Below are 19,075 nucleotides of genomic sequence, written 5' to 3'. Positions count from 1 at the left end.
GCGTTGTGCCGGTTGGCGGTAGTCCCTACCAGTGTATTAGGACACACCTGTCCCACCTCACAGCAGCAGGAGACCTTTGTCACACTTAGGACGGCCGGACCGACGCGCCCCGGGAGGGAGCAGCCCCGTCCGCACCGGGTTCAAGCTCGGTGAGGTCCCGGACCCGGCGCAGCGGCCCGAGGGCGGCGGTGAGGGGCGCCAGGGCCGCCACGAGGATACCCGTCAGCACACCGCCCCGGATGCCCACTTCCTCCACCAGGATGGCCGCGGCAAAGGCTGCCAGTGCGAGCATGCCCCACGTGATCATCCGCTGGGCCGAGCCCAGCCGGCCCAGCATCTCCGGCGGACAGACGCGCTGACGGAACGTGGTGGAGACCACGATATTCAGGGAAAGCGAGAATCCGGCCACAAAGAGGCCGATGAAACCCGCCGTCATGCCCCAGCCCGGGGAAACCAGCAGCAGCGAAGCGTATCCGGCGACGGCGGGGAACATGGAGTAGCGCCAGACCCGCCCGGACCCGAAGCGGGCCGCGATGTGCCGGACGCTGAGGCCGCCCAAGGTGCCGCCCGCCGCCGTGGCGGCGGTCAGCAGCCCCAGCATGACGGGTGTCTCGCCCAGGGACCGCAGCACCAGCAGGACCAGCAGGGAAACCACGATGTTGCCGCCCAGGTTCCACAGGGCGCCGGTCACCAGCAGCATGCGCAGGGGCAAGGTGCTGAACGTGTAGCGCAGTCCCTCCTGCATGTCCCGCAGCACCCGGTTGTCCTTCGACCGCGCCGGACGGGGTTCGCTGATGTCCAGCCGGAGGATTGCCGCCAGCGAAGCCAGCGACGCGCCAACCTGCAGCAGCAGGGCGTTCGATGCTCCCCATGCGCCGGTGACCCATCCGCCCAGGGCCCGGCCGCCGGCGTCGCCGAATGCCCCGGACCCGGTCATCAGCCCGTTGCCCTCCACCAGTTCCTCGCGGTCCACGGCACTGGGGATCAGGGCCTGCTCGGCGAGCGTGAAGAACACGGCCGCCAGCCCGGCCAGAAAGGACACGGCAAAAAGCTGCATCACGGTCAGCAGGTCCAGCCACCACGTGATGGGCAGACTGGCCAGCAGCAGGGTCCGCACAGCCAGGGAGGCCACGATCAGGGGGCGGCGACGGTACCGGTCCACCAGGACGCCGATCGGCAGGCCGAACAGCAACCACGGGAGGAACGCCATGCCCGCCAGGACCGCGACGGTGAAATTCGAGGCGTCCAGTTCCGTCACGGCTATAACAGGCAGGGCAACACCGGTGACGGCGGTGCCAAAAATGCCGGCAGTCGAAGAGATCCACAACCGCCGGAAATTGGCGTTGCGGAAAACCAAAGGTTTCCGGGACGCCTCGGTGCGGGACATTGCCACAGAATAGCCCAACACTTGGAGAATCAAAGGTGCAACCGCCGAAAACGGCGCGTATTGGTGGCCGAACTTTCGCGAAAGACTGATTTCATCCCGGGCAGCCCGGAGAATGCACTTTCACCGTTTCCGGGGCGGGGTGGGTGGACGGGTTGGCCGATAAGCCGGGTTTTGTACACCCGGCCCGTTACCGGACCGGGCGGGGCAATCATCCATCTAGGGCCGCCGTTGCCGGCGGCCTCAAGCGGCCTACCCGGACACATCGGGCGGGCAGCCCTCAAACGTGTCCTGTATGGCCTTGCTCCGGGTGGGGTTTACCTAGCCGTCCCGGTCACCCGGGACGCTGGTGGTCTCTTACACCACCTTTTCACCCTTACCTGCGGACCAGTAAAGGTTGATCCGCCGGCGGTTTGTTTTCTGTGGCACTGGCCTGCGGGTTTCCCCGAGTGGGCGTTACCCACCACCCTGCCGTGCGGAGCCCGGACTTTCCTCGGCGGCACCGGCTCCCCTGAGGCAGCCGCACCGACGCGATTGCCTGGCCAACCCGTCCGGAATCAACTCTACCGTCCCGCAGCGCCTGTCCCTGACCGGCCCGGGAGTCTCGCGTAGGATTAACCGGTGCTGATTCTGCTCCCGCCCTCCGAAGGGAAAACGCCGGCCGCGTCCGGTGACACCCTGGACCTGTCCCGCCTTCATTTCCCGCTGCTGGCCGAACCCCGCCGACTCGTCCTCAAGGCCCTGGCCGAAGCCAGCGAGGCAGCGGATGCGCTGGACGTGCTGGGAGTGGGCGCGACGCTGGCCGCCGAGGTGCAGCGCAACAGCCGGCTGGAATCCGAGCCCTGCGCCCCCGCGCACCGGGTCTACACCGGCGTACTTTATGACGCTCTGGGCTACGACTCCCTGCCGGCCGCGGCGCAGGAGCGTGCCAAGGATGCGGTGGTGGTGATGTCCGGGCTGTGGGGCGCCATCGGTTTTGCCGACCCGATTCCGGCCTACCGGCTGTCCATGTCCGTACGGCTGCCGGAAACCGGAAGGCTCGCAGCCTTTTGGAAACAGCACCTGACCGGCCCGCTGGATGAGTACGCCGGGAATTCCCTGGTGGTGGACTGCCGGTCCAGCACCTACGCGGCTGCCTGGACCCCGGACCCGCAGCGCACGGCCGCGGTGAACGTTTTCCAGATGCGCGGCGGCCAACGCAAAGTGGTCTCCCACTTCGCCAAGCACACCCGCGGGGAACTGGCCCGCCACCTGTTGCTGCGCGGCGCCGCGGAGCCGCAGACGCCGCAGGAGCTGCTCGCCGCTGCGGGCGAAAAATGGGAGGCCGAGCTGGCGGCCCCGGCGGGCCGGAAGCCGTACCAGCTGAACATCATCCTGCCGGAGACTGCGGCCTAGCCGGCCACCAGTTCCACTTCGAAGCCCTCGTCGTTTTCGAGGTACGCCGCATAGTGCTCCGCTCCCCCGGCATGCGGATGCCGGTCGGCGAAGAGCAGCGTCCAGCCGTGGCTGGCGGCACGGCGGGCCAGCAGCTCGACGTCGGCCTCCGACCCGGCGGCGAAGGCCAGATGGTTCAGGCCGGGCCGGCGGCGGGAGTACGGACCGCGTTCGACGTCGGGGCCGGACTCCAGCACGATGTAGCCCTCAGCGCCCTGCCAGCTCGCTCCGGAGGCCCAGGTGTCCTTCCGGACATACCCCAGCCGTTCCAGGAGCCAGCCCAGGGACTTCTCGGCGGCGGCGAAGTCGTTGACCCAGATCTCCGTGTGGTGCAGCCGTCCGGTCGGGGCGGCAGGGGCGGCAGGGACGGCACTCACGGAGCCACCTGCGTCAGACGCTCCGGCGCCCTTCCCGGCTTCCCCGCGCGGCTTCCACGGCACACCCGCAGTGCCGGCATCCATGGCCTCATTGGAGAGCCGGTCTGCGTCCTTATTCAGTTCACGCGGGATCCACTGGTACTTCACGCGCCGGGGATCCACGATGGAACGGGCCTTGGCCGCCAGCTTCTGCATGTCGGCGTGCTTGATCTTCCAGCGCCCGCTCATTTGCTCCACTACGAGCTTTGAATCCATCTTGGCCAGGATCCAGCAGTCAGGGTCAATGCCGTGGGCCAGTTCAAGGGCCGCGATGAGGCCTGAATACTCCGCCACGTTGTTGGATACCCGGCCCACGTACTCGGCCTTCTCGGCCAGGATCTCCCCGGTTCCGGGGTCGCGGACCAACGCGCCGTAGCCGGCAATGCCGGGGTTGCCGCGGGATCCGCCGTCGGCCTCCACAATCAGGGTGCGGCGCGCTCCTGCGGCGGGCGTGCGGGCAGCCGGGGGCTCTGCGCCGGAGTCGGGCTCCGGGTCAAACAGCGTCACTGCTCAGCTGCTCCACTCATCCGAGCGGACCAGGATGCAGCCGGAGTCGGGGCAGAAGACAATGTCATCCGCCGCGGCCTTGCGGATGTCGGCAAGGTCACCGGGGCTCAGCTGCATGCCGGAGCCTTCCGAGGTGCCGTGGAACAGCCGGGCAGCCCCGATTCCGTGCTTGGAGAGGGTCTTTTCGTATACGGCCAGCAGTGCCGGTTCGAAGGTGGCGGCCAGCTCGGTGCGGCGGGCTTCGGCGTCGGCACTGTCCGCGCCGATGACGGCCAGTTCGGCGTCGCGCTTTTCCTCCAGGCCGCGGCGCCGGGCGTGCAGTTCCTCCAAGGCGGCAACGGCTTCGGCCTGGCGCGTCCGGGCGGCCTCCAGCCGCTCCATCACGTCAAGCTCAACGTCCTCGAGGTCCGACCGGCGGCGCTGAAGGGAAACAATCTCGGCCTGCAGCGCGGTCAGCTCCTTGGAGCCGCCCTTGCCGCTGTCCAGGTGCTGCTGGTCACGGGCCATCCGGGCTGTCACGGACGCTACGTCCGCCTCGGCCCGGGTAAGTTCGCGTTCGATGTCGGCCACCTCGGTGCCGGCGCTCACGCGTGCGCTTTCAGCGGCGGCAACGGAGTCGGCAAGGGAAGCGATTTCAGGATTGTTGCTAACGTTGCGGGCCTGGTTCCGCAGGGCTTTGAGCCTGCTGTCCAGTGCCTGCAGATCCAGCAGCCTCAGCTGCTCCGCGGGCGATGCTTTTGCCACCGAAAACCTCCGTGTATATCCGGACCCACCTGGTCCGGCTCCCCTAAGCCTATGCCACCGCAGGCCTTCACTTCAGCCCGGGCGTCAGCACAAAGTCCCATGGATCGGTGTTCACTCCGCTGACCCGCACGTCCGCGGTGAAGCCCTGGTCATTCAGGACGTTCTCCAGGGCCGCGGCCGCCGGCGTGAGCCAGAGCCATTCGCTGCCGAAGTGCGAGACGTCGATCAGGTACGGGCGGCCGTTGCCGCCAAGGGCACGCTCACGCAGCTCCGACGCCGGATGGTGGCGCAGGTCGGCGGTGACGTAGACATCGGCACGGTGGGCGCGCACGGCGTCGAACAGGCTGTCACCGGCACCGCCGCACACCGCCACCCGGCGGACCAGGCCGTCCGCGTCTCCTGCCACCCGTACCCCGCCGGCCACCGCGGGCAGGATGCCGAACACGCGTTCGGCGAAGTCGGCCAGGCTGAGCACCTCGGGCAGCTCGCCGATCCGGCCGATGCCCTCTTCGGGCAGGCCTTCGGCGGCCGGCACCAGCGGGGCCACGTTGCGGAGCCCGAACGCGTCCGCCAGCACGTCTGAGACACCGCCCACGGCGCTGTCGCCGTTGGTATGTACGGTCAGGAGGGCGCAGCCGCCCTCGATCAGCCGATGCACGGCCTCCCCCTTGAACGTGGAGGCGGCCACCGAGTTCACCGGTTTCAACAGCAGGGGGTGGTGCGTCAGCAGCAGGTCGGCCCCCCATTCCAATGCTTCGTCAATGACTTCCCGGGTGGGGTCCACGGCAAACAGGATCTTGCGGACTTCCCGGTCTGCCCGGCCCGCCACCAGTCCCGGGGCGTCCCAGTTCTCGGCCAGGGATTCCGGCCATAGCTCCTCGGCAGCCAGCAGGACGTCGCCCAAGGAGGGCACATCGGCTTCCGGAGCCAGGTCTTCGGCAGTGTCCGCGCCGGGGCGCTCTTCGGGGTGCTCCGCTTCCATAGGTTTAGTTCTACCCTGCCGTCCTGCCGCGCTCAATTCCGCCGCACCAGCCGTGATGCACGGAACACTGCGGGAAAACCGCCGGGAGGACGCGGGAATCAATACGGGCCGGGGCGCATTGTTAAAGGACATGAAGACGTACGTACTTGGCGGAGGCTGCTTCTGGTGCCTCGACGCCCTATACCGCAAGGTCCGCGGCGTAACCGACGTGGTGTCCGGCTACACCGGCGGCGCCATGCCCGACCCGGACTACGACAGTGTCTGCTCCGGCACCACCGGCCACGCCGAGGTCGTGGCAGTGACGTTCGACGAGGACGCCATCCCCGGCGAGGTGATCCTGGATATGTTCTTCTCCCAGCATGACCCCACCACCCTCAACCGGCAGGGGTACGACGTCGGCACCCAGTACCGCTCGTCGATGTTCTACCGTGACGAGGACCAGCGCAAGGAGTTCGAAGCGGCGCTGGAACGGGCACAGGAGAACTGGAAGGATCCGATCGTCACGGAGATCGTGCCGCTGCCGCGCTTCTACCCCGCGGAAGATTTCCACCAGGACTTCTACGCCAAGCACCCGGGCACCGGGTACTGCCAGGTGATTATCAACCCGAAGCTGGGCAAGGCCCGCAAGTATTACTCCGAATGGCTGCAGGACTAGGGGCGGCCAACCGCGCCGATAGGCTGGGACGGGCAGATGTCCGTCCGGCATTGTTCGAAGAATTTTGAGGAATTGAGGAAAAGATGGCTCGTATATATGACGACGTGACGCAGTTGGTGGGCGGTACTCCGCTGGTCCGCCTGAACCGGCTTGCGGCCGGCCTCCCGGCCCAGGTGGCCGTGAAGCTGGAGTTCTACAATCCCGCCAACAGCGTCAAGGACCGCATCGGCGTGGCCATCGTGGATGCCGCCGAAAAGGCCGGCGCCCTGAAGCCCGGCGGCACCATCGTGGAGGGCACCTCCGGCAACACCGGCATCGCCCTGGCCATGGTCGGCGCTGCCCGCGGCTACCGGGTCATCCTGACCATGCCCGAAACCATGTCCACCGAGCGCCGCGTGATGCTGCGCGCGTACGGTGCGGAGATTGTCCTGACCCCCGGTGCCGAAGGCATGCGAGGAGCGGTTGACAAGGCCAAGGAAATCGTTGCCACCACGGACAACGCCATCTGGGCCCAGCAGTTCGCCAACGAAGCGAACCCCGCCATGCACCGCGCCACCACGGCCGAGGAAATCTGGGAAGATACCGACGGCAAGGTAGACATCTTCGTCGCCGGCATCGGCACCGGCGGCACCGTGACCGGCGTCGGACAGGTCCTGAAGAAGCGCAAGCCGGGTGTGCAGATCGTGGCCGTGGAGCCCAAGGACTCCCCCATCCTCAACGGCGGCTCCCCGGGACCGCACAAGATCCAGGGCATCGGCGCCAACTTCGTGCCTGAGATCCTCGACACCACCATCTATGACGAGGTCTTTGACGCCTCCATCGAGGACTCCGTAGCCACGGCGCGCGCACTGGGCACCCAGGAAGGCATTCTCGGCGGTATTTCCTCCGGTGCCATCGTCTGGGCGGCACTGGAACTCGCCAAGCGCGAAGAGAACGCCGGTAAGCTGATTGTTGCCACCGTCTGCGACTTTGGAGAACGTTACATCTCCACCGTCCTGTACGACGATATCCGCGGCTAGTTACGCGTTCCGCCCGACGGGGCGGAAATCCCGAGCAGAAAGTTCTCTGTGAGTCTGTTAGCCCGACTGCGCGAAGACCTCGACGCCGCCGCTTCCCACGATCCGGCGGCGCGGGGCTCGCTTGAAAACCTTGTTGTCTACTCCGGCCTGCACGCCATCTGGATGCACCGGCTGACCCACCGAATGTGGGCGCGGCCGGGCCTGCGCTTCCCGGCACGCGTGCTGTCCCAGCTGACGCGATTTGCCACCGGCATCGAGATCCACCCGGGAGCCACCATCGGCCGGCGCTTCTTCATCGACCACGGCATGGGGGTGGTTATCGGCGAGACCGCCGAGATCGGCAACGACGTCATGCTCTACCACGGTGTGACCCTGGGCGGACGGTCGCTGGCGAAGGTCAAGCGGCATCCCACCATCGGCGACGGCGTGACCGTGGGAGCCGGCGCCAAGATCCTGGGCCCGGTGACCATCGGCGCCAACAGCGCGGTGGGTGCCAATGCCGTGGTGGTCAAGGACGCGCCGGCGGACTCGATTATTACCGGCATCCCGGCCAAGTGGCGGCACCGGGACACCAAGATGACCCAGCCCGCCGTCGATCCCGCGGAATACGTCGACCCCGCCATCTACATCTAGCCGAATCCCCGAGGATCCCCCGGACATCGCACCGGAATCAGGAAAGGCCCGCAGCAGTTGCTGCGGGCCTTCCCTGATTAACGCTGTCCCATGACGCTGCTAGTGGGTGTCCACTGCCTCGACCTCGGAGCGGTCCTCGCCCCACATGGTGTGGAAGGTACCCTCGGCGTCCACCCGGTGGTAGGTGTGCGCACCGAACAGGTCCCGCAGGCCCTGGGTCAGGGCTGCCGGCAGGCGCTTGCGGCGCAGGCCGTCATAGTAGGCCAGCGACGAGGAGAACACCGGTACGGGGATTCCCAGCTGCACGGCAACCGAGACCACCCGGCGCCAGGCCGGAACAGCTGCGGCGATCGACTCGGCGAAGGCCGGGGCGAAGAGCAGGTTGGCCGGAGCAGCACCGCCGGCGTAGGCCTTCATGATGTCGTCCAGCAGCTCGGCGCGGATGATGCAGCCGGCGCGCCACAGCGACGCGATTTCGTCCAGCTTCAGGTCCCAGCCGTATTCCTTGGCGGCGGCACCGAGCATGTCGATGCCCTGCGCGTAGCTGACCAGCTTGGAGGCGTAGAGGGCCTGGCGCACATCATCCACGAACGTTTCCGGCAGCTCGACAGTGGATTCGCGGCCTTCCAGCGTCTCCTGCGCAATTCCGCGCTGCTCGCGCTGCGAGGACAGGGCGCGGGCAAAGACGGACTCGGCAATGGCCGAGACGGGTGAGCCCAGGTCCAGGCCGGAGACGACGGTCCAGCGGCCGGTGCCCTTCTGGCCGGCGGAATCCACCACCACGTCGACGAAGGGCTTCCCGGTCCGGGCGTCCACATGGCCCAGCACTTCGGCGGTGATCTCGATCAGGAAGGAGCTGAGCTGGCCCGTGTTCCACTCCGTGAAGATCTTCGCCTGTTCGGCCGGTTCAATGCCCGCGGCCGAACGCAGCAGGTCGTAGGCCTCACCGATGACCTGCATGTCGGCGTATTCGATGCCGTTGTGCACCATCTTCACGAAGTGGCCGGCGCCGTCGGTGCCGATCCAGGTGCAGCACGGCTCGCCGTCGTACTTGGCGGCGATCTTTTCCAGCATGGGGCCCAGCGAGTCATAGGACTCGCGGGAGCCGCCGGGCATGATGGACGGGCCCAGCAGGGCACCCTCCTCGCCACCGGAGACACCCACGCCCACAAAGTGCAGGTCCTTTTCCGCGAGGGCCGCCTCGCGGCGACGGGTGTCCTCGTAGTGGGAGTTGCCCGCGTCAATCACAATGTCGCCCGGCTCCAGCAGCGGCACCAGCTGGTCGATCACGGAGTCCACCGGTGCGCCGGCTTTCACCATGATCAGGACGCGGCGCGGCTTTTCCAGATTGTCGACCAGTTCCTGCAGGGACTCGGTGCGGATGAAGTCCCCTTCGTCGCCGTGCGCAGCCAGGAGCGCATCGGTTTTTTCGATGGAACGGTTGTGCAGGGCCACTGTGTAACCGTTGCGTGCGAGGTTGCGGGCAAGGTTAGCGCCCATGACGGCAAGGCCGGTTACACCAATTTGTGCACTCAAGTTCTCTCCAAGGATCTTTCGGGTGCCCAGCGGGCACAGGGCAGGCGCTGGGTGAGTCGCGCCGTGTTCACGCTCCAGCCTATGCTTCCTCGCCGCCTTGCCGCCACACGCCTCGAAGGCGCGCCCCTAGCGGCGGTAGCCGTTGACCAGCGCGGCCACCGCTTCGACCGTATCGATGCCGTCATCCAGGGTCGCGTTGCGGGAGCTCAGCACCACCAGGCTGTAATCCTTTTCCCCGCCCTGCACAAAACCTGCGCTGCCGACGTTCCACCCCGCCTCATCGTCCTGCAGCCAGCCGTTCTTCAGTGCCACCTCTGCTTCACCGGCTCCGGCAGTGATGCCCCAGCTCTGCTCTGCGCAGACGTTGCGCATCAGCGACACGGCAAAATCGAGCAGGTCCGGATCCAACCAGTCCGCGCCGCAGGCGGCCGTCCGGATGATCTGCAGCTGGTCCGCCGCGCTGGTTTCGGTGGCGCCCCACATCTCCCCTGCCTCGGTATCGGAGACGCCGATCAATTCATAGGTCCGGTTGAGGGCGGGTCGGCCTCCCAGCAGCGCGTACAGCTCACTGGTGGCGTCGTTGTCGCTGAACTCGATCATCCGCGCCGCCAGTTCCTCTTCCTCTTCCGTGAGGCTGCGCCCGTCCTCGGTAGCTTCACGGATAAGGGTTAGCAGGATCGGAACCTTCACGAGGCTGGCTTCGAGGTAGCGGCCGCCGGAGTTATAGCTCCAGGACTCTCCGGAACCGTTGTCCAGGACGGCCACGGAAAAATCAGTGTCCCGTTCGGCTGCCAGCGCATCAAGGCTCAGTTCCAGTGCCGCCGCCTCCGGGGCAGCCGGGCGGCCGGCGGCAGCGGGCGGGGCTGCGGGTGTGTGCGCATCTGGGGCCAATCCGCCGGCACAACCCGAGGTGGCCAGCAAAACCAGCACAGCAGCCGCCGCACCTATGGATTTCGCTCCCCTTGCCGTCATTGCACCCGCCTCGTCCTTGAACCGGTCAGCGCCCTGCAAAGGGCCCGGAAATTCCTCCATTAACAGATGTAGCACGGCGGTTGGGGCCGTTCCTGGCTGACGCCGGGGTGTTCGCTGCCGGCGAGGAGCGACACTTTAACGCCAAAAGCCGCCGTTGTCCTCCGCAGTTTCTGCGGAACACAGCGGCGGCTGTCTGGTGGGTCCTACCGGGATCGAACCGATGACATCCACGGTGTAAACGTGGCGCTCTACCAGCTGAGCTAAAGACCCTGAACAATACTGCTAAATACTGCTGCAGACCCGGGCGGATAAAACCCGCAGGCCCTGCATCACGAGGAACTACATTACCGCAGAATCCGCACCCCGCCTAATCGGCGTTCCGTCCGGGCAGCGGACGCGGCACTTCCCCCTGCTTCGGCAGGTCCGGCAGGTTCCGGGCGAGCCAGGCGAGGGCAGTGCTGACACCCATGTCGATCTTGAGGTCGGCCAGCGGGTCACCGCGGGTGGCTCCGCGGTTGATGATCACCACCGGCTTGCCCGCCTTGGCCGCATAGCGGACAAAGCGGAGCCCGCTCATGACGGTCAGGGAGGATCCGGCCACCAGCAGGGCGCCTGCCGCATCCACCACGGAGAAGGCCCGCGCCACCCGGTCCTTCGGCACGTTCTCACCGAAGTAGACAAAGTCCGGCTTGAGCATGCCGCCGCAAACCGGGCAGTCGGCGACCACAAAGTCATCCGTGTCGGCTATCTCCGCATCGGCGTCCGGAGCTATTTCCCCGTCCTGCCGGACCCGTTCCAAGAAGCCCGGGTTCAGGTTCTTGAGCAGCTCGGCAATCGCCTGCCGCGGGAAGACGGAGTGGCAGTCCAGGCAGATCACCCGGTCATACCGCCCGTGCAGGTCAATGACATTGATGCTGCCGGCGTCGGTGTGCAGCCGGTCAACGTTCTGCGTGATCAGTCCGGACAGCAGTCCGCGGCGTTCAAGTTCCGCCACGGCCGCATGTCCGGCATTCGGCTCGGCATGGCGCAGATGGTGCCAGCCGATGTGGTTGCGCGCCCAGTACCTGCGGCGCAGGTCCGGATCGCCCACAAACTGCTGATACGTCATCGGGTTCCGCGGCGGTGCGTCCGGTCCGCGGTAGTCGGGAATGCCGGAATCCGTGCTGAGGCCGGCACCGGTCAGCAGGGCGACCCGCCGGCCGCCCAGGTAGCCGACGGCGCGTTCAAGCTGCCGCAGTTCCTCCGGGTTCGGCGGCGGGACGGTGTCCGGGGCGCTGCGGCTGGCGAAGCCGGTCAGGCCGAGTCCGGGGCGGGGTTCTTCCTCACGCTGTACGCTCACAGTCCCTCCAGGGCGTTGCGGTACTGCTCGAGCGGGCGCGGTACTCCCGGTGCTGACCGGATGCAGGCCCGCAGGCGGCCGGACCCGTCAATGACGAAACTGGCCCGCTCGGCCAGTCCCCGGTCTTCATTGAAGATGCCATAGTCCCGGGCGGCGCTGCCGTGGGGCCAGAAATCGGAGAGCAGGTCGAACTCAAAGCCCTCCTCGTCCGCCCAGGCGCGAAGGGTGTACCTCGAATCACAGGACACGGCCAGCAGCCGCACCCCCGCTTTCCGGAACCGTCCCCTCTCCCCCTGCAGTGCCGCGAGTTCCCCGCGGCACACCCGGGAAAAAGCGAACGGGAAAAAGACCACAACGACGCCGGATCCCCGGAGGCTGGAAAGGCGCACGTCCTCTCCAAACTGGTTGGGGAGGCGGAAGTCCGGAACCTCGGCGCCCACGCGTGGCAGGCTCCGGGTCACTTCTTGCGTCGGCTCACCAGCCGCGTGGCGGCCCAGTCCTCGGATACCGCCGGGGACGTCGTCACGTGCAGCCCCGCCGTCGGAGCCGCTTCCTCAATGTCTGCGGGAGGAACATAGCCGTCCCGTCCGGACTTGGGAGTCAGGACCCAGACCACGCCGCCGTCGTCGAGCGTGGTCAGCGAATCGACCAGCGCATCAACAAGGTCGCCGTCGTCGGCACGCCACCACAGGATGACGCCGTCCACTACGTCGTGGTCATCCTCGGTGAGCATTTCGCCCCCGATGAGGTCCTCGAGGTCGTCGCGGAAATCAAAATCCACGTCCTCGTCGTAGCCGAACTCCTGAACCAGGTCCCCGTCCTTGAAACCCAATCTGCTCGCCACGTTTTCCTCGGTGACGGCCTCGGCCTCGCTCACTTCACTCCTCCTGGTTGACTGCATAAATACAAGGGAATCACACATTTGCCCGATTCGCGCGGTCTCACAGTCAACCAAACACCCAAAAGCGGCACGCGACAAGGCCCGGCGGCGTGTACGCCTTCAGCGATGCGCCGCCGGACAGGCTACGCAACATCGGCGGCGCGGGACTAGAGTGGATTAAAAGCAGATTTGGGCGCCGAGGCGCGCATACGCGCAAGCGATGATCCGGCGGATAACGGCCGGGTCCACACAATGAATCTGGCAGACACAATCTGTAGATGAGAGAGGTTGGCCGTGGCCGCAGAAGACACAACGGACATCCTGAGCGGGTTAACCAACCAGCTACCGGACCGTGATCCTGAGGAAACCGCTGAATGGATAGAGTCGCTCGATGAGCTGATCCGTTCGCAGGGCACCGAACGCGCCCAGTACATCATGCGTTCCCTGCTCCAGCGCGCGGGCTCCCAGAGCGTGGGCGTGCCGATGGTTACCACCACCGACTACGTCAACACCATTCCCGTTGACCAGGAACCGGAATTCCCCGGCGACGAGGAGATCGAACGCCGCTACCGTGCCTGGTTGCGCTGGAATGCCGCCATCATGGTGCACCGCGCCCAGCGCCCGGGAATCGGCGTCGGCGGGCACATTTCCACCTATGCCGGTGCAGCCACACTGTACGAAGTGGGCATGAACCACTTCTTCCGGGGCAAGGACCACCCGGGCGGCGGAGACCAGATTTACTTCCAGGGTCACGCCTCCCCCGGCATGTATGCCCGCGCCTTCCTTGAGGGCCGGCTGTCCGAAGAGGACATGGACGGCTTCCGCCAGGAGAAATCCCGCGAAGGACATGCCCTGTCCTCCTACCCGCATCCGCGCAGCATGCCGGATTTCTGGGAGTTCCCCACGGTGTCCATGGGCATCGGTCCGATGAACGCCATCTACCAGGCGCAGTCAAACCGCTACCTGCACAACCGCGGCATCAAGGACACCTCCCAGCAGCACGTCTGGGCGTTCCTGGGCGACGGCGAAATGGACGAGCCGGAATCGCGCGGCCTGCTGCAGCTGGCCGCCAATGACAAGCTGGACAATCTGACCTTCGTGGTCAACTGCAACCTGCAGCGCCTCGACGGACCTGTCCGCGGCAACGGCAAGATCATGCAGGAGCTGGAAGCCTTCTTCCGCGGCGCCGGCTGGAATGTCATCAAGGTTGTCTGGGGCCGCGAGTGGGATGACCTGCTGCAGCGCGACAAGGACGGCTCGCTGGTGGAGATCATGAACTCCACCCCTGACGGCGACTACCAGACCTACAAGGCCGAGTCCGGCGGGTTTGTCCGCGACCACTTCTTCGGCAAGAGCCCGGAGACCAAGGAACTTGTCGCGAACCTGACCGACGAGGAAATCTGGAACCTCAAGCGCGGCGGCCATGACTACCGCAAGGTCTACGCCGCCTACAAGGCCGCCATGGAGTTCAAGGGTGCCCCCACGGTCATCCTGGCCCACACGGTCAAGGGCTACGGCCTGGGCACGCACTTCGAAGGCCGCAACGCGACCCACCAGATGAAGAAGCTGACCCTGGATGATCTGAAGGCCTTCCGCGACCACCTGCGGATCCCGATCAGCGACGAGCAGCTTGAAGCCGATCCGTACCAGCCGCCGTACTACAACCCGGGTGCGGACGCCCCCGAGATCAAGTACATGCTCGAGCGCCGGCGTGAACTGGGCGGCAACGTCCCCGAACGCCGGGTAAAGCACGAACAGGTGCACCTGCCGGACGAGAAGGCCTACGAGGTTGCCAACCGCGGCTCCGGCAAGCAGCTGGCAGCCACCACCATGGCCTTCGTGCGCCTGCTCAAGGACCTGATGCGGGACAAGGAATTCGGCAAGCGGATTGTGCCGATCATTCCCGATGAAGCCCGTACCTTCGGCATGGACTCCTTCTTCCCGACGGCGAAGATCTACAACCCCAAGGGCCAGAACTACCTGTCCGTGGACCGGGACCTCGTCCTGGCCTACAAGGAATCCCCGCAGGGCCAGATCGTGCACGTGGGCATCAACGAAGCCGGCTCCATTGCCGCCTTCACCGCGGCGGGCACGTCCTACGCCACGCACGGTGAACCGCTGATCCCGGTCTACGTGTTCTACTCCATGTTCGGATTCCAGCGGACCGCCGACTACATCTGGGCGGCCACCGACCAGATGGCCCGCGGCTTCCTGATCTCCGCCACCGCCGGCCGCACCACCCTCACCGGTGAAGGCCTGCAGCACGCGGACGGCCACTCGCCGATCCTGGCCTCCACCAACCCCGCGGTGAAGACCTACGATCCGGCCTACGGCTACGAGATCGGACACATTGTCCGCCACGGACTCGAGGAGATGTACGGTCCGGATTCCAAGGATCCGAACGTCATCTACAACCTCATGGTCTACAACGAGCCGATCCAGCAGCCCAAGGCCCCCGAGGACCTGGACGTGGAAGGCATCATCAAGGGCATCTACCTGCTCGCACCGGCGAAGATCGACGGGCCCCGCACGCAGCTGCTGGCCTCCGGCGTCGCCGTGCCGTGGGCGCTGGAAGCCCAGAAGCTGCTTGCCGAGGACTGGGGCGTGTCCGCCGACGTCTGGTCCGTGACGTCCTGGAACGAACTGCGCCGCGACGGCCTGGCCGCCGAGGAGGAAGCGTTCCTGAACCCCGGTTCCGAGCCGCGCGTGCCGTTCGTGACCCAGCAGCTTGCCGGAGCCACCGGCCCGATCGTGGCCTCCACGGACTACATGAAGGCCGTGCCGGACCAGATCCGCCAGTTCCTGCCGAATGAATTCGCCACCCTCGGTGCGGATGACTTCGGTTTCGCGGATACCCGTGCAGCAGCCCGCCGGTACTTCAAGATCGACAGCCACTCCATGGTGGTGCGTGCACTCGAGATGCTCGCCCGCCGCGGTGAAGTCGACGCCAACGCCCCCAAGGAGGCCATGGAGAAGTACCACCTGCTGGATGTGAACGCCGGCACCAGCGGAAACGCCGGAGGCGACGCGTAAGCGCCCAGGGAAAAACGAAAGGAACCGTCGCAATCCGCGGCGGTTCCTTTCGTTTAAGGCCGGGGTCGCTCAGAGGCAGGAGGCGGCAGCATGGCTGGCTGCCGGGGATACCCGCCTAGCGAACTTGTAGCCTTTGCACAAAATGGTGGTTCCCGAACGCAGGCCGTAAGCTCGCAGGTATGCCAGTGAGCCCCAGCACCTCCGCTACCTCCAAGCCGAAGCGGCCGGTTGCCGACCAGCCCACAGTGGAGCGCCTGAAGGCGAATATCGGCAAGCTGTCTACGGCCACCCTCCAGCAACTGGACATCTCCCTGCCCTGGTACCGGGGACTGCGTCCGGACGAGCGCTCGGCACTGGGAATGGTCGCACAGAAGGGCATTGCCTCCTTTGTGAACTGGTACCAGCGTCCGGCCTCGCCGGCCTGGGTGCTCAGCGACGTTTTCGGCACCGCGCCCACCGAACTTACCCGCTCCATCAGCCTGCAGAAAGCACTGCAGCTGATCCGGGTGGTGGTCCAGGTGGTGGAGGACCTCGTGCCGGAACTGGCAGCAGGTCCGGCCCAGCCGAAGCTGCGCGAGGCCGTCCTGCGCTATTCCCGCGAGGTGGCTTTCGCTGCCGCGGATGTTTATGCCCGTGCCGCCGAGACCCGGGGCGCCTGGGACACCCGGTTGGAAGCCCTGGTGGTGGACGCGATCCTGCGCGGTGAAAGCTCGGACTCGCTGCGCTCCCGGATTGCCGCCGTCGGCTGGACCTCCACCGCCCCCGTTACCGTGATGGTGGGCGGCTCTCCGGCTGACACCAATGCCAGCTTCGTTAATGAACTCCGCCGGGCCACCGGCCGGCTCGCCGAGGACACCTTGGTGGGCATCCAGGGCGAACGCCTCATCCTGGTACTGGGCGGGCTGGAGGACAAGGCTTTTTCCTACACGCGGCTTTCCGAACTCTTCGGCCCGGGACCCGTGGTCTACGGACCCCCCGCCGACTCGCTGGTGGAGGCCGGGCCGTCTGCGCAGGCCGCCTTTGCCGGACTTACGGCCGCCCGCGCCTGGCCTGCCGCGCCCCGCCCGGTGGCCGCCGATGATCTGTGGCCCGAGCGCGTGATGTCCGGTGATCCCACGGCCCGCCAGGCCCTGGTGGAGAGCATCTACACTCCCCTGCTGGGTGCCTCAAACGGGCTGGCGGACACGCTCAGCGCGTACCTCTCGCTGGGCCACTCCCTGGAGGCAACCGCCCGGGAACTCTTTGTCCACGCCAACACCGTCCGCTACCGGCTCCGGCGGGTCTGCGATGTCACCGGCTGGGATCCGATGCTGCCGCGGGAGGCCTTCGTCCTGCAGACCGCGCTGGTGGTGGGCAGGCTGGCCCCCAACGGAAAAGCAACCCCGGAAAAGCCTGCGGCACGGCTCTGAACCTTGCACCCGAACCACGGATGGCTTGTAGACTTCCTACAACCCCGTCCCGGGAGCTTGGTCTACGCAAACACCCGGTCCTGCCGCCTAAGTTTGGAAAGCTGTATACGTGCTTGCAATTGTCTGCCCCGGCCAGGGGTCCCAAACACCAGGATTCCTCGCGCCGTGGCTGGAACTGCCCGGAGTGCGGGATCACCTTTCCGCCATGAGCGACGTCGCCGGGCTTGACCTGATCGCGCACGGCACGGTCTCCGACGAGGAGACCATCAAGGACACCGCCGTCGCCCAGCCGCTGATCGTCGCCGCCGGCCTGATGGCTGCACGGTTGCTGCTGGACCCTTCGCAGCTGACCACGTCCACCGTGGTGGCCGGCCACTCCGTCGGCGAGATCACCGCATCCGCCCTTGCGGGGGCCCTGCCGGAAAAGGATGCCCTGGTGTTCGTGCGCGAACGCGCCAACGCCATGGCGCGGGCAGCAGCGGTGGAGCCCACCGGCATGAGCGCCGTCCTGGGCGGTGACCCCGACGACGTCGCAGCCGTCCTGGAAGCCGCCGGCCTGACCGCGGCCAACGCCAACGGCGGCGGCCAGGTGGTTGCCGCCGGAACGCACAACCAGCTCGAAGTACTCACCGCCGCCCCGCCGGCCAAGGCCCGGGTCATCCCGCTGAAGGTCGCCGGCGCGTTCCACACCTCGCATATGGCTCCGGCTGTCACCGTCCTCGAGGCGCTGCGCCCGTCGCTGTCTCCGCAGCCTCCGCTGCCCACGCTGCTCTCCAACTACGACGGCGCCGCCATAGTTTCCGGCGAGGCCAACCTGGACAGCCTCATCGCCCAGGTGTCCCGCCCGGTCCGCTGGGACCTGTGCATGGAGAACATGCTTGCCATGGGTGTGACCGGCCTGCTCGAACTGCCGCCGGCCGGAACCCTCACCGGACTGGCCCGCCGCGGCATGAAGGGCGTTCCCACCCTGGCCCTGAAATCCCCAGAAGATATAACCGCTGCCCGGGAGTTCATCCGTGAACATTCCGGCACCGCAGCAACAACCGGAGAAGGTAACGCGTGAGCACGCCCACCCTTAAGCAGTCCCCCGTCAACGAGTTCAGCCGGATCCTCGGCATCGGTGCTTTCCGCCCCGACGTCATCGTCAGCAATGACGATGTCTGCCAGTGGATCGATTCCTCCGACGAGTGGATCCGCCAGCGCACCGGCATCATCACCCGGCACCGCGCGGACAAGGGTACCTCGGTGGTGGACATGGCCGAAGCCGCCGGCCGCGAAGCCCTGGAAAACGCGGGCATCGACGGTTCCCAGCTCGGTGCCGTGATCGTCTCCACCGTGACGCACCCGTACGCCACCCCGTCGGCCGCCACCCAGATCACCGAACGACTCGGGGCAACCCCGGCGCCGGCCTACGACGTTTCCGCTGCCTGTGCCGGATACTGCTACGGCGTGGCCCAGGCCGATGCGCTGGTCCGTTCCGGTGCGGCCGACTACGTCCTGGTCATCGGCGTCGAGAAGCTCTCCGACTTCATCGACAACACCGAGCGCACCATTTCCTTCCTGCTGGGCGACGGCGCCGGCGCCGTGGTGGTCGGCCCGTCAGAGACCCCCGGCATAGCCCCCTCGGTCTGGGGCTCGGACGGCAGCAAGTCCGGAGCCATCGGCATGACCCACTCGATGCTGGACGTCCGTGAGCTGTCCCTCGCGGCCGAGGCCGACGGCGGCCTGTCCGCCGGCGACATTGCCGCACGGGACACCAAGCTCTGGCCGACGCTGCGCCAGGACGGCCAGACCGTCTTCCGCTGGGCGGTCTGGGAAATGGCCAAGGCCGCGCAGCAGGCCCTCGACGCCGCCGGCATCACCGCCGAGGATCTCTCCGCCTTTGTGCCGCACCAGGCCAACATGCGCATCATCGACGAAATGGCCAAGCAGCTGAAGCTGCCCGAGTCCGTCATCATTGCCCGGGACATCGCCGACGCCGGCAACACCTCCGCCGCGTCGATCCCGCTGGCCACCTACCGCCTGCTGAAGGAACACCCGGAACTGAGCGGCAAGCTGTCGCTGCAGATCGGCTTCGGTGCGGGCCTGGTCTTTGGTGCCCAGGTCGTTGTCCTCCCCTAAGCTGCACTACC

General features: G+C 66.7%; 17 protein-coding genes, 1 tRNA gene and 1 other RNA gene. 8 read left to right on the top strand and 11 right to left on the bottom strand.

Going from position 1 to position 19,075, the window contains the following annotated elements; translation table 11 throughout:
- Positions 1-85: 85 nt before the first annotated feature.
- Positions 86-1,387: an MFS transporter gene (locus AC5RUF_RS03460; RefSeq protein ID WP_494129722.1), complete on the bottom strand. Its 1,302-nt coding sequence runs from the start codon at positions 1,385-1,387 to the stop codon at positions 86-88.
- 144 nt (positions 1,388-1,531) lie between these two features.
- Positions 1,532-1,934, bottom strand: an RNA gene (gene rnpB, locus AC5RUF_RS03455) — RNase P RNA component class A.
- Positions 1,935-2,005: 71 nt separating this feature from the next.
- Here rnpB and AC5RUF_RS03450 point away from each other — a divergent pair.
- Positions 2,006-2,779 carry a YaaA family protein gene (locus AC5RUF_RS03450; RefSeq protein WP_494129721.1) on the top strand — a complete coding sequence of 258 codons (774 nt, stop codon included), beginning with the start codon at positions 2,006-2,008 and terminating at the stop codon, positions 2,777-2,779.
- Here AC5RUF_RS03450 and AC5RUF_RS03445 read toward each other — a convergent pair.
- The 3 genes from AC5RUF_RS03445 to AC5RUF_RS03435 form a co-directional block, all read right to left on the bottom strand.
- The gene (locus AC5RUF_RS03445; protein WP_494129720.1) at positions 2,776-3,741 is read right to left on the bottom strand and encodes a reverse transcriptase-like protein; all 966 of its coding nucleotides are present in this window, start codon (positions 3,739-3,741) and stop codon (positions 2,776-2,778) included. The genes AC5RUF_RS03450 and AC5RUF_RS03445 overlap by 4 nt on opposite strands.
- A 3-nt stretch (positions 3,742-3,744) precedes the next feature.
- The gene (locus AC5RUF_RS03440) at positions 3,745-4,485 is read right to left on the bottom strand and encodes a zinc ribbon domain-containing protein (protein WP_494129719.1); all 741 of its coding nucleotides are present in this window, start codon (positions 4,483-4,485) and stop codon (positions 3,745-3,747) included.
- Between the two features lie 67 nt (positions 4,486-4,552).
- On the bottom strand, positions 4,553-5,467 hold the full coding sequence (locus AC5RUF_RS03435; RefSeq protein ID WP_494129718.1) for a Nif3-like dinuclear metal center hexameric protein: 915 nt from the start codon (positions 5,465-5,467) through the stop codon (positions 4,553-4,555).
- 130 nt (positions 5,468-5,597) lie between these two features.
- Here AC5RUF_RS03435 and msrA point away from each other — a divergent pair, with 130 nt between their 5' ends.
- From msrA to epsC, 3 genes are all read left to right on the top strand, one after another.
- Positions 5,598-6,122 (top strand): peptide-methionine (S)-S-oxide reductase MsrA, encoded by a 525-nt coding sequence (gene msrA, locus AC5RUF_RS03430; protein WP_493997465.1) that lies wholly within the window; start codon positions 5,598-5,600, stop codon positions 6,120-6,122.
- A gap of 83 nt (positions 6,123-6,205) precedes the next feature.
- Positions 6,206-7,141, top strand: coding sequence for a cysteine synthase A (gene cysK, locus AC5RUF_RS03425; protein ID WP_494129717.1), 936 nt, complete (start codon positions 6,206-6,208; stop codon positions 7,139-7,141).
- Between the two features lie 48 nt (positions 7,142-7,189).
- Complete coding sequence (gene epsC / locus AC5RUF_RS03420) at positions 7,190-7,774, top strand: serine O-acetyltransferase EpsC (protein ID WP_493997463.1); 585 nt, start codon at positions 7,190-7,192, stop codon at positions 7,772-7,774.
- Positions 7,775-7,873: 99 nt separating this feature from the next.
- Here the strand turns inward: epsC and gnd are convergent, their stop codons facing one another.
- The 6 genes from gnd to AC5RUF_RS03390 form a co-directional block, all read right to left on the bottom strand.
- Entirely contained in the window at positions 7,874-9,310 is a 1,437-nt protein-coding gene (gene gnd, locus AC5RUF_RS03415; protein ID WP_493997462.1) for an NADP-dependent phosphogluconate dehydrogenase, read from the bottom strand.
- A 126-nt stretch (positions 9,311-9,436) separates the two neighbouring features.
- Positions 9,437-10,240 (bottom strand): serine hydrolase, encoded by an 804-nt coding sequence (locus AC5RUF_RS03410; RefSeq protein WP_494129716.1) that lies wholly within the window; start codon positions 10,238-10,240, stop codon positions 9,437-9,439.
- A gap of 236 nt (positions 10,241-10,476) precedes the next feature.
- Positions 10,477-10,552: transfer RNA gene (locus tag AC5RUF_RS03405), tRNA-Val, on the bottom strand.
- 97 nt (positions 10,553-10,649) lie between these two features.
- Complete coding sequence (locus AC5RUF_RS03400) at positions 10,650-11,621, bottom strand: NAD-dependent protein deacetylase (RefSeq protein WP_494129715.1); 972 nt, start codon at positions 11,619-11,621, stop codon at positions 10,650-10,652.
- Positions 11,618-12,061: a redoxin domain-containing protein gene (locus AC5RUF_RS03395; RefSeq protein WP_494129714.1), complete on the bottom strand. Its 444-nt coding sequence runs from the start codon at positions 12,059-12,061 to the stop codon at positions 11,618-11,620. Before AC5RUF_RS03395 ends, AC5RUF_RS03400 begins: the two co-directional genes overlap by 4 nt.
- A gap of 17 nt (positions 12,062-12,078) precedes the next feature.
- Positions 12,079-12,498 (bottom strand): DUF3052 domain-containing protein, encoded by a 420-nt coding sequence (locus tag AC5RUF_RS03390; protein WP_493997172.1) that lies wholly within the window; start codon positions 12,496-12,498, stop codon positions 12,079-12,081.
- 291 nt (positions 12,499-12,789) lie between these two features.
- On the opposite strand from AC5RUF_RS03390, the gene aceE reads away from it, so the two are divergent.
- The 4 genes from aceE to AC5RUF_RS03370 all read left to right on the top strand — a co-directional run bounded on the left by aceE (position 12,790) and on the right by AC5RUF_RS03370 (position 19,064).
- Positions 12,790-15,534, top strand: coding sequence for a pyruvate dehydrogenase (acetyl-transferring), homodimeric type (gene aceE, locus AC5RUF_RS03385; protein WP_493997171.1), 2,745 nt, complete (start codon positions 12,790-12,792; stop codon positions 15,532-15,534).
- A gap of 179 nt (positions 15,535-15,713) precedes the next feature.
- Positions 15,714-16,943 (top strand): PucR family transcriptional regulator, encoded by a 1,230-nt coding sequence (locus AC5RUF_RS03380; RefSeq protein WP_494129713.1) that lies wholly within the window; start codon positions 15,714-15,716, stop codon positions 16,941-16,943.
- 109 nt (positions 16,944-17,052) lie between these two features.
- The gene (locus AC5RUF_RS03375; RefSeq protein ID WP_494129712.1) at positions 17,053-18,006 is read left to right on the top strand and encodes an ACP S-malonyltransferase; all 954 of its coding nucleotides are present in this window, start codon (positions 17,053-17,055) and stop codon (positions 18,004-18,006) included.
- Positions 18,003-19,064, top strand: coding sequence for a beta-ketoacyl-ACP synthase III (locus AC5RUF_RS03370; protein ID WP_493998401.1), 1,062 nt, complete (start codon positions 18,003-18,005; stop codon positions 19,062-19,064). The genes AC5RUF_RS03375 and AC5RUF_RS03370 overlap by 4 nt, the downstream gene beginning before the upstream one ends.
- Positions 19,065-19,075 lie beyond the last annotated feature (11 nt).

The organism is Arthrobacter sp. Y3224198, from assembly GCF_059090025.1.
Note: the sequence above shows the minus strand (reverse complement) of the source record. Positions and strands in the feature narration are given on the sequence as shown.